At 63.0% G+C, this 13,374-nt stretch carries 12 protein-coding genes; 5 read left to right on the top strand and 7 right to left on the bottom strand.

All coding sequences use genetic code 11. The features are described from left to right. The first annotated feature begins 142 nt into the window (after positions 1 to 142). Positions 143 to 502, top strand: a complete 360-nt coding sequence (locus SMD31_RS13145) for a hypothetical protein (RefSeq protein WP_320501354.1) — start codon at positions 143 to 145, stop codon at positions 500 to 502. On the opposite strand, the gene SMD31_RS13150 is transcribed toward SMD31_RS13145, so the two are convergent. The 5 genes from SMD31_RS13150 to SMD31_RS13170 form a co-directional block, all read right to left on the bottom strand. After that, positions 443 to 2,050, bottom strand: coding sequence for an alkaline phosphatase D family protein (locus tag SMD31_RS13150; RefSeq protein ID WP_320501355.1), 1,608 nt, complete (start codon positions 2,048 to 2,050; stop codon positions 443 to 445). The two genes, SMD31_RS13145 and SMD31_RS13150, sit on opposite strands and share 60 nt — an antisense overlap. Before the next feature lie 94 nt (positions 2,051 to 2,144). Further along, complete coding sequence (locus tag SMD31_RS13155; protein ID WP_320501356.1) at positions 2,145 to 5,459, bottom strand: bifunctional diguanylate cyclase/phosphodiesterase; 3,315 nt, start codon at positions 5,457 to 5,459, stop codon at positions 2,145 to 2,147. Between the two features lie 85 nt (positions 5,460 to 5,544). Continuing rightward, on the bottom strand, positions 5,545 to 6,510 hold the full coding sequence (locus tag SMD31_RS13160) for a GlxA family transcriptional regulator (RefSeq protein ID WP_320501357.1): 966 nt from the start codon (positions 6,508 to 6,510) through the stop codon (positions 5,545 to 5,547). A 10-nt stretch (positions 6,511 to 6,520) separates the two neighbouring features. Further along, positions 6,521 to 7,048, bottom strand: coding sequence for a glycine cleavage system protein R (locus SMD31_RS13165; RefSeq protein WP_320501358.1), 528 nt, complete (start codon positions 7,046 to 7,048; stop codon positions 6,521 to 6,523). Between the two features lie 19 nt (positions 7,049 to 7,067). Then, a complete protein-coding gene (locus tag SMD31_RS13170) occupies positions 7,068 to 8,258 on the bottom strand; it encodes an NAD(P)/FAD-dependent oxidoreductase (RefSeq protein WP_320501359.1) in 1,191 nt (396 codons plus the stop codon). A 201-nt stretch (positions 8,259 to 8,459) separates the two neighbouring features. Here SMD31_RS13170 and SMD31_RS13175 point away from each other — a divergent pair, with 201 nt between their 5' ends. Beyond that, positions 8,460 to 8,957, top strand: a complete 498-nt coding sequence (locus SMD31_RS13175) for a GreA/GreB family elongation factor (RefSeq protein WP_320501360.1) — start codon at positions 8,460 to 8,462, stop codon at positions 8,955 to 8,957. Positions 8,958 to 9,071: 114 nt separating this feature from the next. After that, positions 9,072 to 10,211 (top strand): acyltransferase family protein, encoded by a 1,140-nt coding sequence (locus SMD31_RS13180; RefSeq protein WP_320501361.1) that lies wholly within the window; start codon positions 9,072 to 9,074, stop codon positions 10,209 to 10,211. Positions 10,212 to 10,333: 122 nt separating this feature from the next. Here the strand turns inward: SMD31_RS13180 and SMD31_RS13185 are convergent, their stop codons facing one another. Next, positions 10,334 to 10,747 carry a cold-shock protein gene (locus tag SMD31_RS13185; RefSeq protein WP_320501362.1) on the bottom strand — a complete coding sequence of 138 codons (414 nt, stop codon included), beginning with the start codon at positions 10,745 to 10,747 and terminating at the stop codon, positions 10,334 to 10,336. Between the two features lie 180 nt (positions 10,748 to 10,927). Beyond that, a complete protein-coding gene (locus tag SMD31_RS13190; RefSeq protein WP_320501363.1) occupies positions 10,928 to 11,881 on the bottom strand; it encodes a fatty acid desaturase family protein in 954 nt (317 codons plus the stop codon). Between the two features lie 82 nt (positions 11,882 to 11,963). Here SMD31_RS13190 and SMD31_RS13195 point away from each other — a divergent pair, with 82 nt between their 5' ends. Both SMD31_RS13195 and SMD31_RS13200 read left to right on the top strand, forming a co-directional pair. Next, positions 11,964 to 12,338: a hypothetical protein gene (locus SMD31_RS13195; protein ID WP_320501364.1), complete on the top strand. Its 375-nt coding sequence runs from the start codon at positions 11,964 to 11,966 to the stop codon at positions 12,336 to 12,338. A 109-nt stretch (positions 12,339 to 12,447) separates the two neighbouring features. Then, positions 12,448 to 13,263, top strand: coding sequence for an alpha/beta hydrolase (locus SMD31_RS13200; RefSeq protein WP_320501365.1), 816 nt, complete (start codon positions 12,448 to 12,450; stop codon positions 13,261 to 13,263). Positions 13,264 to 13,374: the final 111 nt, after the last annotated feature.

Here is a 13,374-nt window from a genome sequence, read left to right on the forward strand (position 1 = left end):
ATCGAATCTCCGATAGGGCTATGTTGTTAAAAAAAATTTTGGGGTGGGTTGGGGGTGGTTGCATATCGGGTTTTCGACTTGCTATGCAGTGAAATCGACAAAGTTCGATTGGCTGGCAGGTATTGGAAGAGGTGGAAAAGAGATGAACTGGATGCGCTGGGTCGGACGGCGGAATTTGGGCTATGTGGGGTTCGTGGCCCTGCTGATCCCGGCCGCTTTGGCGCTGGAGGCGGCGGGGCCGAGCGGGCCGGATGCGGGCGGCGGGATGATGTTCGGGTTCATCCTATGGGGCCTGGTCTCGGCCGTTTTCTTTCTCTTGAATCTGGTGCTGTTGATCCGCGACCTGATGCGCGGGACCCCGGCGGCCAAGGCCTTTATCGCCTGCGCACTGCCGGTCGTTCTCGTGGTCGGCACGCTGATGGTCGAGGATATTGCGATGGGCCTACGCGGCCGCGGCACCGACCCGGCCGTCCTCGATGACGAAGCTGCGCAGCGTGGCTAGACTGGCCTGGGGATCGCCGACATGGCTGACGGTGCGGAAATGGCTGGTGAGCGTGCCGCCCGTCATTTCGACCAGGGAATAGCCGCGCTTCCTGCTTTCGGCGAAATGGACATGGGGATGCGCATCCAGCATGGCTTGGAGATGCGCCTGGGGTGGCCCGTCCGAGGTGATCGACGAGGTCACGAATTCGCTGGCGACGGTGCGGCCATCCAGCATCAGATCGTTGTTCCAGAAGGAATGGATGTCGCCGCTGAAGACCACGGGATTGCGCGCCCGGGTCAATTGTTCCAACAGGCGCCGCCGCGCCAATGGGTAGCCGTCCCAGGCATCCGTCCAGGCCGTGACCGTGCCAGCGGCGTCACGCGCGTCAAGCTCGGCCATGATCACGTTTTGCGCCACGATGTTCCACCGTGCCGGCGAGGTGGCAAGATTGCCGCCCAGCCATTGTTCCTGCCGGAGGCCCAGCATCGAGCGTGAGGGATCCATGAGTTCGGGACAGGTGCGGCTGTCGACCTGATGCCCGCCGCCCTGACCCGGTGCCGCATAGCAGGCGCCGCGGCTGCGGTATTGCCGGCCATCCAACAGCGAGACGCGCGCAAGATCGCCGACCGTCACGCTGTCATAGATATCGAGACCGGCTGCGTGCGGCCGGTTGCGCACCGGCATGTGTTCGTAAAAGGCGCGATAGGCCGCCTGGCGGCGCCGCGCGAATGCCGCGGGCGGCGCAAAATTTTCCGACCAATCGCCGGCATAGTCGTTTTCGACCTCGTGATCGTCCCAGGTGACGAGCGTCGGTGCCGTCGCATGCAGGTTCTGCAGATCCGGATCCAGCCGGTATTGCGCATAACGCCGTCGATAGCCATCGAGCGTCGTCGGCACCGCGTTGTCGCTGTGACGGCGCAGCACCGGGCGATTCTGTTCGACCTGTTCGTAGATGTAATCGCCCAGCATCAGGACGAGGTCGGGCTGCTCGGCAGCCAGGTGACGGTAGCCGGAGAAATAGCCGCGTTCGAAATTGGCGCAGGACGTGAACCCGAGCGTCAGCCGATCCGCCGGTCGACCCGCGCGCGGCAAGGTCCGTGCGCTGCCGACAGCACTCGTATAGGGGCCGAGATGGAAGCGGTACCAATAGGGCCGGTCTGATGTGAGACCATCGACCGGCAGATGAACGGAAAAACCGTGCGCGGCTTCGGCAAGTGCCGTCCCTTGGCGCAGCACATGGCGCATGGCGGGATCGGCAGCGATCTCGACGTCGAGCGCGATGCCCAACGGGTGGTCCTTCAGTGCGATGCCACCGGGTGCCGCGGAATCGGGCGAAAGCGGATCAGGCGCCAGGCGCGTCCACAGGATGAAGCCATTGGCGGTCGGACTGCCGCTTGCCACACCGAGCGTGAAGGGATCGGTCTTGCCAGTGAGCGGATTGCCGCTGCGATGATAGGCGTAATAGGGGGCAAAATTGGCAAAGCCGCTGCTGGAAACGGCAATACCGGCGAGTGTCGCCCCGGAAGCGATCAGAAACTGGCGACGGCTCGGCGTCGAAACTGCCACGCGACCCACTCATGCGGTTGCAGGAGTGGGCAAGGTAAGGACAATGCGTGACGCGCCGATGCCAATCGCGAGACGCTGTCGCGACCGATGCGCGTCAGAATGATGAACGGGCCATCGGCGCGTGCATCTCGATACCGTGCCCCAGAAGACTTTCCGCATCCGCTGCCGGCACGGGCTTCGAGAATAGATAGCCCTGGGCGAAGTCGCAGTCCTGTTGGCGCAGGAAGTCGAGCTGCGCCTCCGTTTCGACGCCTTCAGCGATGCAATCGAGGCGCAGGTTGCGCGCCAGGCCGATGATGGCCGAGGTGATCTCCATGTCGGCTGGGTCGCTGGGGATGTCGCGAACGAAGCTCTGATCCACCTTCAGCTTGTTGATGGGGAAGCGCTTCAGATAAGAGAGCGACGAGTAGCCCGTCCCGAAATCGTCGATCGCAACCCGCACCCCGAGCTTGCGCAAGGCGGCGAGCCGCATTTCCGCGCCGATGCCCTGTTCGATCAGCGCGCTTTCGGTCAATTCCAGTTCCAGATACTGCGCTGGCAGCCCGGTTTCAGTCAAAATTCCGCTGACGATCTCGTCAATATCGGGCAAGTGAAACTGGCGCGGTGACAGGTTGACCGCCATGGTGGCGATGTCGTGGCCGGCGTCGAGCCAGCTTTTCATCTGTCGGCAGGCCATCCGCAGCACCCGTTCGCCCAAGGGCAGGATGATGCCGGTTTCTTCGGCCAAGGGGATGAAGCTGCCGGGCGGGATGAGGCCGTTGCCAGGTTCCTGCCACCGCGCCAAGGCTTCGAACCCGACAATGCGCCGATCGGCAATGCGGATGAGCGGCTGGTAGTGAAGAAGGAACTCGTCGCGCTCGAGCGCCCGCCGCAGGCGGCGTTCCATGCTGAGGCGTTCATTGGCTTTGTCGGTTAGTGCGGCAGTATAGAAGCGGTAGATCCCGCGTCCTTCCTCCTTGGCGCGATAGAGCGCCGCGTCGGCATTCTTGACGATTTCGTCCGCCTGGTCGCCGTCTTCGGGGAACAGGCTGATGCCGATGCTGGTCCCGATATAGACTTCGTGCCCGCCGGTAAGGGTGAAGGGCTCTTCGAACTGAAGCAGTATCGCGTCGGCCAGTGAAGCGACGGCACTGGGGTTCTTGACGTCCTGCAGCAGGATTAGAAATTCGTCGCCCCCGAGCCTTGCCAAGGTATCGCTGGCCCGGAGCCGGGCGCCCAATCGTTTGGTGACGGCCAGCAGCAATTCGTCCCCGGCGGGATGGCCGAGACTGTCATTGACGTTCTTGAAGCGATCAAGATCCAGGAACATGACGGCGCCAGAGGTCTTCTTGCGCTTGGAGACCTGGATCGCGAATTCCAACCGCGACATAACCAGGAGACGATTGGGCAGGCCGGTCAGCGCATCATGATGGGCAAGGTGAACCAGGCGCGATTCCGTTTCCTTGATGCCGGTTATGTCGATGAAGGTGCCGACATATCCCATCGGCTGCCCGGTTTCGTCCTTGATGGTGGATATGGTCAGGAACTCGGGGTAGGGCGCCCCGCCCTTGCGTCGGTTCCAGATCTCGCCCTGCCAGGAGCCTTCGGTGGCAATGCGCTGCCACATGTCGCGATAGAAGTCGCGGTCGTGCTGGCCAGACTGCAGGACGCGCATGTTCTTGCCGATCAGCTCGGCTTCGCTGTAGCCGGTGATCGCTTGGAAGGCGGGATTGACGGAAAGAATGTCACCGCCGGCATCCGTGACCACGATCCCTTCCTGCGTATTCTGAAAGACCGTACTGGCCCGTTTGAGGGATTTTTCAGATCTTTTGCGCTCGGTGATATCCGTGATGACGTCGATGAGGTAGTCGGGTTGTCCGGCTTTGTCGCGTACCAGCGAAATGGAAACGGTGAACCAGACCTCGGTGCCGTCGTCCCGGTAGCCGCGGTGCTCACCTTGATAGGTCGCGATCTCGCCTTTCCTGAAACTTGTGAGCAATTCAAGGTCGCGCGCCCGGTCTTCGGGCGCACTCAACTCGATCACGCCGACTTCCTGAAGGGCCGGCAATGGCTGCCCTTTGATGCGGCAGTACTCGGCGTTCGCCCGCAGAATGCGTCCATCGAAAGCCAGATGCGCGATGCCGACCGGTGCCTGTTCGAAAGTTGCGCGAAATCTTTCCTCGGCGATTTCGGTGGCCTGCCGGGCCGAGGCGACGAGCAGAGCCGCCTGCAAGCGCCGGCTCTGCCAAAGATAGGCAATGGTGGCGATAAGGGCGATGAGTCCAGCCAATGTCGAGATGCTGACGACGATGGTCCGCCGCTCTACGCCGGCGAGGGCGGCATCGACGTCGATCTTGGCGGCCAGAATCCATTCGGTGCGCGGAACCGACAGCATCGCCGCCAGGACCGGTATCCCGCGATAATCGACGCCCTCGGTCTGGTGTTCGCCCCGCGTGAGATACTGGACGACCGGCGCGTCACGATGGGCCATTGGGATAATCAAGCGCAGCGCACTGTCCGGCCTGTCCTGCAGCGAGTTCAGCACCAGCACATTGTCATTCTCGCGTCGTGCCAAGACGAGCTGGCCCCGCTTGCCCGGCAGAGGCCAGCCGCTGAGAAATGGATCGATGAAATCAGCGGCATGGAGATCGAAAAGAATGACATCGCGTCCCCGGGCATCCGCGCCATCCAGCGTCGCAATGGGCACGGCAAATCCGAAATGCACGGCCCCATCGGCCTTGTCGCGGTAGAGGTCGACAAAGATCGTCTGGTGCCTGGCATTGGCAGCGCGCGCGATCTCGGGCAGATCGAGTGGCAGCTGTTCGTTGGGGTTGGTATTCAGAAGCAGGTCGCCGTTGCCGGTCATCAGGTTGACCCGGGCAAAGCCATGCGACAGCTTGACGTCACGCAGCGCCTGAAGGGTTACGGCGCGATCGGCTTCGGTGCCGGAACGTCGCCATTGGTGGATGGCCTCCTGCAACAGGCGATCGTGCCCGGTCGATTCAGCATCGGAGCGCCGATCGGCGAGCCATTGCGACAGCCCGGTGACCTTGAGGCGCGCGACAGCTTGCAGGTTCTGCAGGGTATCGCGCTTGTTGCTGTCGATCTGCAGGCGGTAGGTGGTAAAGGCCACCAGACCCACCGCCACCGCGAGGGCGGCAATGGCGACGAGCGATGGCCATAAGGAACGCGGTGCCAGGGGGGCTGCGTCTTTCTCCGAATTGCCAGGCATGAAGCGCAGGGCGATGGCCAGCAAGGCCGTCGTCACGCCGACGAAGGCGAGACCCTTAAGCGTCCCGAACGAACTGCCGAATGAATCGTTTTGGAGATTGGCGAGCAGGCGGTCGGATGCGACGATCCACAGGCTGCCGCCCAGTGCATAGGCGGCAGCAATGAGGGCAATGAGACGGATGCGTTTCCTATGACTCATCTGCGGACAAGACCAAATTCCGATCACCGACCATGCTATCGTCGGGATGTAAATTTGGACTTAATGCCCGCGGCTGTAGGGGTTCTTACGTACGGTCCTTGGTCGGCAGCTTGCCGAAGCGCTGGCGATAGAGTTGCGCGAAATGCGAGGGCGAGCCGAAGCCGCAGACGATGGCGATGATGGTCACCGACAAGGTCGACTGCGTCAGCATGCGCCGCGCCTGGTCGAGGCGCAGGTCGCGGTGATAGGCGACCGGTGTGCGGCCGAACTGTGCCTGGAACTGGCGTTCGAGCTGGCGCTGCGAGATGCCAAGGTCGCGCGCGATGACGGCGGGCGAGACGGGACGATTGAGCGATTCCTCCATGCGCCTGACGGCTTCGACGATGATCGGCTTTGCCGTGCCCAGGCGGTAGGCGAGGTCGCTGCGCTGGTGTTCGGCGGCAGCGCGCAAGCCGCTGTGGACGAATTGCTCGCTGACGGCCTTGGCAAGTGCCGCGCCCTGCTGGTCGGCAATGAGGCGCAGCATCAGATCGAGTGCTGCGATCGAGCCTGCCGATGTGAAGATGCCGCGGTCGATGACGTAGAGTTCATCGACCAGATCGAGATCGGGATAGGCTTCGGCCAGGGCCGAGCGGAAATCCCAATGCACGGTACAGCGCCGGCCATCCAGCAACCCGGCGCGGGCCAGCACGAAGGTGCCGGTCGAGACGGCACCGACATTGTGCCCTAAGCGACGGTGCCGCCGCAGCCAGTTGAGGACGCTTGCCGCGCGATAACGCTGGGCATTGAAGCCGGCGCAGACCAGCGACAGATCGAAGGTGCGGTCGCGCATCTCGGCAATGGGGTGGGTCTGCAGCTCGATGCCGGCGCTGGAGCCGATGGCGCCGCCGGTATCCGAGAGCAGCGTCCAGTCGTAAAGCTTGTGCCCGGACAGCCGGTTGGCGATACGCAGCGGCTCGATGATCATGGAAAAGGAGGCAAGGGCGAAATCCGGCACCAACACGATGCCGACCACAATCGTGTCAACCTGGCGCGCCGGACCGTCGTTCATGCGCGAGGCGTCAACCGACCTGCTGCCAATGGCATTTGAGATTGAGCTGCGAGGCAGTGTTGGCGATGGTCGCCATGCAGGTCGCGGCCTTGGCGGCCGGCACCGCCAGCGCCATGCGCAGCAGGAAGCGGGCGCCGGATTCCGAGGGGACCGATTCCGAATTGAGGCGCACGATGTTGGCACCGAATTTGGGCAAGGCTTCCGAGAGGCGGGCGATCAGCCCGGGGCTGTCGTCGCCGGTAATCTCGATCCGGTGCGTGATATGGGCCTGTTCGCTGTGACTCTCGCGGTACTGGAAATTGCTGACCGTGAGCTTGGCGTCCTTCAAGAGCGATAGGGTTCGCAATTCCTTTTCAACATCGGAGAGCGACGTCCCCTTGGGCAGCTTCGCCACCAAGGTGAATTCGGCGCCGCCGCCCAGGACGGCAAAGGTGGTATCGCCCAGATTGAGGCCCAGATCGAACAGCCGCCCCGTGACCTCGGCAATGAGGCCGGGATTGTCCTCGCAGATGATGGAGATGAGCGCGGTGCCGTGCATGCGGTGGGCCTCCCTGGTCTTAAACGACGTTCTGCTCGCGCAAGGCGGCACCGGTCAACAGGCGGTCGTAGCCGAAGCGCCTGAGATCGAGGCTTCGATACTGCCCGAAGGTCACCAGTTCGCTCAAGGCCCGGCCGATCGCCGGCGATTGCTGCAGGCCATGGCCCGAGAAACCGTTGGCGAGGAGGAAATTGTCATAGCCAGGCGCCCTGCCCACGATCACGTTCTGGTCGAAGACGTTGTAGTCGTAATGACCAGCCCAGGCGCGCACCAGCTTGATCGCCTCGAAGGAGGGGACGCGGTGGGCCAGCGTCGGCCAGATCAGCTCTTCGAACAGGCGATAGTCGAGTTCGAAATCGAAGCTTTCAGGATCGTCATGTTCTTCCGGCGAGACACCGCAGATGAACTGTGCGCCCTCGGGACGGAACCAGACGCCGCTGGGATCGATGACCAGCGGCACCTTTTCCAGCTCGTCTCGGCAATCGAAGACGTAGATGAACCGCTTCCTGGAATGCACCGGCAGGTCGATCCCGGCAAGGGCCGCGATATTGCGCCCCTGGCAACCGGCGGTGTTGATGGCACAGCCGCAGGCGATGGTCTCGCCGCTGGCCAGCGTGACGGCCGTGATGCGGCTGCCCTCGCGGGTGAGATTCGTCACCGTGTTGTTGAGATAGGTCACGCCCTGCGAACGGGCCTTGCGCTTGAAGGCCTGGAGCAGGCTGTAGGGGTCGGTCCAGCCTTCGTTGACCGGGCCGAAGCTGCCGCCGGCGAGATCCGTCGTGTTGAGCCAGGGAAAGCTGTCTTGGAGTTCGCGCGGATTGAGGAGTTCGGTGGCGGCGCCTAATTCGTGCTGCAGGCGCTGGTTGTTGAGGAGGGTCTTGAGGCCGGCCCCGGTCGCCAGGAACAGATAGCCGTTCTCGCGGAACTCGACGCCGGAGGTTTCGTTGCCGACCTTGAGATGCTCGTCGGCCGATTTGATGAAGCTGGCCCCGAAGGCGCCCATCAGCACGTTTTCAGCGGTCGAGAACTGGAGGCGGACGCCGCCGGCCGAACGGGGCGTTGCCGCCTCGGCATAGGTCGGGTCCTTTTCGATGACGGCGATGGTGCCGTTGAAATCGGGCTGCGTGCTGAGGAAGTAGGCCGCCGAGGAACCGACCACCCCACCACCGATGATGACGACGTCGAAGCTTTGCATTGTAAGCGCAGTCACTTGTGTTGCTGGTGCAAATGATGCCGCCCGTTATAAGGGGGTCCTTGGCCGCGGTCCATATCTGGCGGGCGGATTCCCCGAGAAGCCGGCCGTTGATGGGTCGGCAACGGCCGGCCGGCCAATGGGTTAGTCATTTGACCTTGACGATGCGCGTCAGCGGCCTAGCTTTATATGAATGTGCATTTATCAGATGAGTGGGCCATGAGTCGGGCGTTCGTGAAAGAAAATGATGATCAGGCAACGGAACTGCCGGAGCGGCCGCAAAGCCCGCACCCCAATCTGGTGACGCCCCATGGCCTGGAACTGCTGCGGGAGCAGGAGGCGGCGTTGGAAGAGCAGCGCGGCAAGCTGCTGGCCGACGCGCATCTCCTGGACAAGGAGCAGCTGCTGGTCGTCGAACGCGATCTGCGTTACGTCCAGGAACGTCTGGTGCGTGCGGTCGTGGTCGATTTCGAGGCCCAGCCGCAGGACGCCGTCGATTTCGGCGCGGTGGTGGAGACCGTCGACGAGAATGACGTGAAGCGGCATTTCCAGATCGTCGGCGAGGACGAGGCTGACCCCAATGCCGACAAGCTTTCCTGGGTCTCGCCCATTGCCCAGGCGCTGAAGGATGCTAAGGTCGGCGACACGGTCGTCTGGAAACGCCCGGTGGGTAATCTGGAGCTCGAAGTGACGGGCATTTCCTACCCCAAGGGGTAAGGGCCGTCATCGCTCGGGGGGAATTACCACTGAAATGTAAGCGAAAGGAGACGGGATTGTCGCTGTCGCCGACGCTGCTGCACTGGCCTGATCATCGACAAAAAGGGGTAGCCGATGGTCAAGCATGTTCCGCACTTTGAAGTCCTGCGCGGTATCGCGGCAATGTGGGTGCTGTGTGGCCACGCGCTGCGCATCACCGACATCCACGCATCTTATCTGTCGCGCGGCGACCAGGCCGTCGAAGTCTTCGTCATCCTCTCGGGCTTCGTCATCGCGCTGATGCGCGTCAATGAAGCGGAGCCTTACGGCCGCTATATCTTCCGGCGCTTCATGCGGCTTTACCCGCTGTTCCTGGTGGCGCTCGTCCTCGGCGCATTGACCATGCATCTCTATGCGCCGGTCTTTGGATCGTCGCCCTGGCTGGCGCAGGAACAGGTGGCGTTCCTGGCGCGCATGGAGAATGCCGAGAACGGCCTGTTCGCGCATATCGCGCTCCATCTCACCATGCTGCACGGCGTGGTGCCCGACACGGTGCTGCCGCAGGCGGCGCTGATGTTCTCCGGCCCGCTCTGGAGCATTTCGCTGGAATGGCAGTTCTATTTGATCGCGCCGTTTCTGATAGCGCTCATTTCGTTCAATACGCCGCGCGGGGTGGTGATTGCTGGTCTCATCCTGCTGGCGACGATCGGGCTGCAATGGGTGACGGCGCAATATTGGGTGGCCGGCGTGCCGTCCTTCCTGCCGCTGCGCCTGCCGCTCTTTGTGGTGGGCATCGCCTCGGCGCTGTTGTGGCACCGGGCGCGCGCGGCCAAGCCATGGGTGCTGGCGGTTGTTCTGGGGCTGGCGACGGTGGCCGGCTGGTCGTTCGCGCCCAACAAGCTGCCGATCCTGATCTGGTTCACGACCTATTTCCTGGCGGCCACCCATGACCGGATCGGGTTGTCGCGGGTCGCCGGCCGGGTGGTGGCCTGGCCCGCCGCGCGCTTCCTCGGGCGCGTCTCCTACGGCGTCTATGTCCTGCACGTACCGGTGATGATGGCGGTGACCTATTATCTGGTCATTCCGCTGGTGGGGGACCAGCCGGCCATCGTTGCTGCGCTGATGATCTTGGGGCTCACGCTGCCGATCGTGCTGGTGCTGGCCACGCTCAGCTTCACCTATATCGAACGGCCGGCGATCGCTTGGGCGCGGGGCCGCGCGTCGCATCGCGCGAACGCGTCGGCACCACAATCGGTGCCGGAGCCATCGCCATGAGGAGCCAGGTGTGGACAAACAAAAATGCCCACCTTCCGCATCCGCGCGGCGTGGGCATGGCTTTGACGGCGACCCCAGCTTGAGGTCGCCGCGCTCAAGCGCTGGGTCCGGAAACGGCTAGCTCAGTCGTCGTGATGACGGCCACGGCCATAACCGCCGCCGCGGTCACCCCGATCGCCGCCATAACCGCCACGGTCGCCGCCAAAATCGCGACGGCCACCGCCGCCGCCACCGCCACCACCGAACGGACGGCGCGCGCCGCCGCTATTGGCTGGGCGCGAGGGCGCCGCGGTCGACGTATCCAGATTGATGACGCGGAGGACCTGGATCCCCTTGCGGCCCTGGCCTACCTCGCAGGTGATTGTCGAACCTTCGGGCGCATCCTGCAGGCCGGCATCTTTCAGCGCGGAGATATGCAGGAACACATCAGAAGAGCCATCAGACGGCGTCACGAAGCCGAAGCCCTTCTCCGGGTTGAACCACTTAATCTTCCCCCTAAGCTCGCTACCGCCGGAGGACTGGTATTGGTCAGTCATGAGTGCGCTCTTAAAATCAGGACTAGAGATAGGCACTCCACCATGACCGCCAATCGAGGATGAGCGGGGTCATGCCGAATAGCCGCAGTCAGAATGGGCTGCGGTAAATGGAAATGCAAGACTGGTAATACGCTTTCCGCCATTTCTTGTTGCGGCGGGTTAAGAACTTCCGCGTCGCAATCAGCGCTGTGGCGGTGTCGCCACAGGGGCCGGTCCCGTCAGCTGTCGCAGGGCGCCGCGCATGAGCGATGCATCGAAATGCTCACGTTCCAGCGTGAATTGCCGCGGCAGCTGCCACCAGGGCAGATGCATCCTGCGGTGGTGGACGCGGTGCATGTTCATGTTGAGGAACAGCGCCTGCAGCGGGCGCGGGAGGGAAAGGTTATAGGCGTAATCGACCTCATCGAGGGGCGTGTGGAAGTGGTAGACATTGTCGAGGAATGAGACGAGGAAACCGCGCCCCAGCAGGAAGGCCGCGAAGGCCGGCCAATAGGGACCCCAGGCCAGAAGGGCGAGGGCGATGAGCGCTGCCGACAGCAACGCGTCCTGCCGGATTTCGGCGATCCCCTTGGGGCCGGCCAAGGCTTGTTCGGCCAGCGACCGGAGGCGCGGCATGGGCGTCTCGTCCCCGCTGTAAAGACTGCGGACGATGCGCCCGACCACGGACCGCGGCAGCAGATAGAGGAGCGGTGTCAGCACCTCGATGATATAGAGCCCGCAGAAGATCTCCGCGAAGAAGCGCAGCCGTGCGATGCCGGCGCCGGTGCGCTTCGGATCATAACTGTCCGGACGGTCAAGTTTGTGGCGGTTGAAGCGGTGATGCATCAGATGCCCGAAGCGGAGCAGCCGGAACGACGATCCCCACAGGATGGCAAGCACCCGACCGCCGCGCCGATTGACCTCGGCGCCTGCGAAGAGTTGACCATGGATCGCCTCGTGCAAGGTCGCCCAATAGCCATTGGCAATGAGGGCAAGCGGCAGCAAGGCCCAGGCCCAGACCGGGCCGCCCAGGTGGACGGCCAGCGGCAGAAGGAAGAAGGCCGCCAGGCTCGACGCCGCGTAGAAGCCGAAGAGCCGCCGGTTGATGCGCCCGAAACGGGCCGTTTCCAGGGCGGTGATGGGTCGATCGATCATGACCCTTTGATGACGCAAGACAATCGGGCTGGCAATGTTCAATCTGCCGCAAGGGGGGCTGCCGCAAGGGGAGGGCGACGCTGTGACGATGACCAAGGCCATACCGATTGCGCTGGCCGCCGCCCTGCTGCTGCCCGGGGACGGTGCTGCCGATGAACTGCCCGCCAGCCGGTATCCGGATTTGATGCGCACCTATTATGATTACGGTGTCGCCGAGTATTGCGGCCTGGTCGACATGCCGGTCCATAACGGCTTTGCCCTGCTACGGGGCGACCAGTTGGCGCGGCTGCGGGTCGGGCGGGAAGACGACCGCCGCACCCGGATCGAGGCGGCCAAGGCAGTTGAGTATGAGTATCAGGACCACGGCCTGTCGGGGAACAAGACCTGGTGCCGGACCGATGGCTTGGGCGCCGTCGACCGCTTCACGACCTATTTCCGCCTGCGCCGGTTGCCGTGAGGCACCGCCAGGATGTGTTTCCGTAACTTTGCTTGAATTCCAGTTTGTTGCCGCGTAACGCTGCGAAAGATGATTCACTGTGCCGATCTGGCTCGCGGGGGTTTTGAGAATGCTTTTGGGTGTCGTGATCGCCGCGGCTGTGGCTTACCTTGCCGCCCTGTTCATGCTGTACACGAAGCAGCGCAAGATCGTCTTCAAACCCAACCCGACCCTCGCGGTGCTGGCCGATTATCCGGCCCCGAGCGGACTCAATCCGGTCACCAACCGGAACGCCGATGGTCTCGACATCGTCTCCTGGTATCTGCCCGCCCGCCGCGATGACGGTCGCGCCATCGCCTATTTTCACGGCAATGCCGGACATCACGGCGACCGGGTGGCACGCATCATTCCCTATGCGGCCGAAGGCTATGGCATTCTCCTGGTCGGTTATCGCGGCTATGGCGGCAACCCGGGCCAACCGACCGAGGCAGGTCTATATACCGATGCCCGGGCGGCGCTGGATTTTTTGCAAGACCAAGGCGTTAAGCCGGATCAGCTCATCCTCTTTGGAGAGTCGCTGGGTTCGGCCGTGGCGACACAGATGGCGACCGAGCGGGCGGCGCGGGCGCTGATTCTGGAGGCGCCTTTCGCCTCCATCCTGCGCTCGGCCCGGCAGCGTTACCGCTACCTCGCCTTCGACTTCCTGGTCCGGGACAAGTTCGACACGCTCGCCAAGATCGGGCGGGTCGGCAAGCCGCTGCTGGTCATCCATGGCGATCTCGACCGCACGACCCCGGCCTACTTCGGCCATATGGTTTTCGAGGCGGCGAAGGAGCCCAAGCAAGGCTTTTTCCCAAAAGACGCAGGCCATACCGACCTCATGCAGCACGGCATGCCGGCAGCGGTTCTGGGGTTCCTGGACGCGCTGGGCCAAGGCCCCAAATGAGGGGATAGCGGGGGGAACGTGGATAAGGTTGTCCACAGGCCCTGCGAAATGTGGATGACTTCAAGTTGTGCATAAATATCAGCGATCTATATATTTGATTATATGTAATAA

The sequence above is a fragment of the Dongia rigui genome, from assembly GCF_034044635.1.
Lineage (GTDB): Bacteria > Pseudomonadota > Alphaproteobacteria > Dongiales > Dongiaceae > Dongia > Dongia rigui.

Coding starts and splice junctions, on each gene's coding strand:
- SMD31_RS13145 (WP_320501354.1), top strand. CDS start 143: ATGAACTGGATGCGCTGGGTCGGACGGCGGAATTTGGGCTATGTGGGG.
- SMD31_RS13155 (WP_320501356.1), bottom strand. CDS start 5,459: ATGAGTCATAGGAAACGCATCCGTCTCATTGCCCTCATTGCTGCCGCC.
- SMD31_RS13160 (WP_320501357.1), bottom strand. CDS start 6,510: ATGAACGACGGTCCGGCGCGCCAGGTTGACACGATTGTGGTCGGCATC.
- SMD31_RS13165 (WP_320501358.1), bottom strand. CDS start 7,048: ATGCACGGCACCGCGCTCATCTCCATCATCTGCGAGGACAATCCCGGC.
- SMD31_RS13175 (WP_320501360.1), top strand. CDS start 8,460: ATGAGTCGGGCGTTCGTGAAAGAAAATGATGATCAGGCAACGGAACTG.
- SMD31_RS13180 (WP_320501361.1), top strand. CDS start 9,072: ATGGTCAAGCATGTTCCGCACTTTGAAGTCCTGCGCGGTATCGCGGCA.
- SMD31_RS13185 (WP_320501362.1), bottom strand. CDS start 10,747: ATGACTGACCAATACCAGTCCTCCGGCGGTAGCGAGCTTAGGGGGAAG.
- SMD31_RS13190 (WP_320501363.1), bottom strand. CDS start 11,881: ATGATCGATCGACCCATCACCGCCCTGGAAACGGCCCGTTTCGGGCGC.
- SMD31_RS13200 (WP_320501365.1), top strand. CDS start 12,448: ATGCTTTTGGGTGTCGTGATCGCCGCGGCTGTGGCTTACCTTGCCGCC.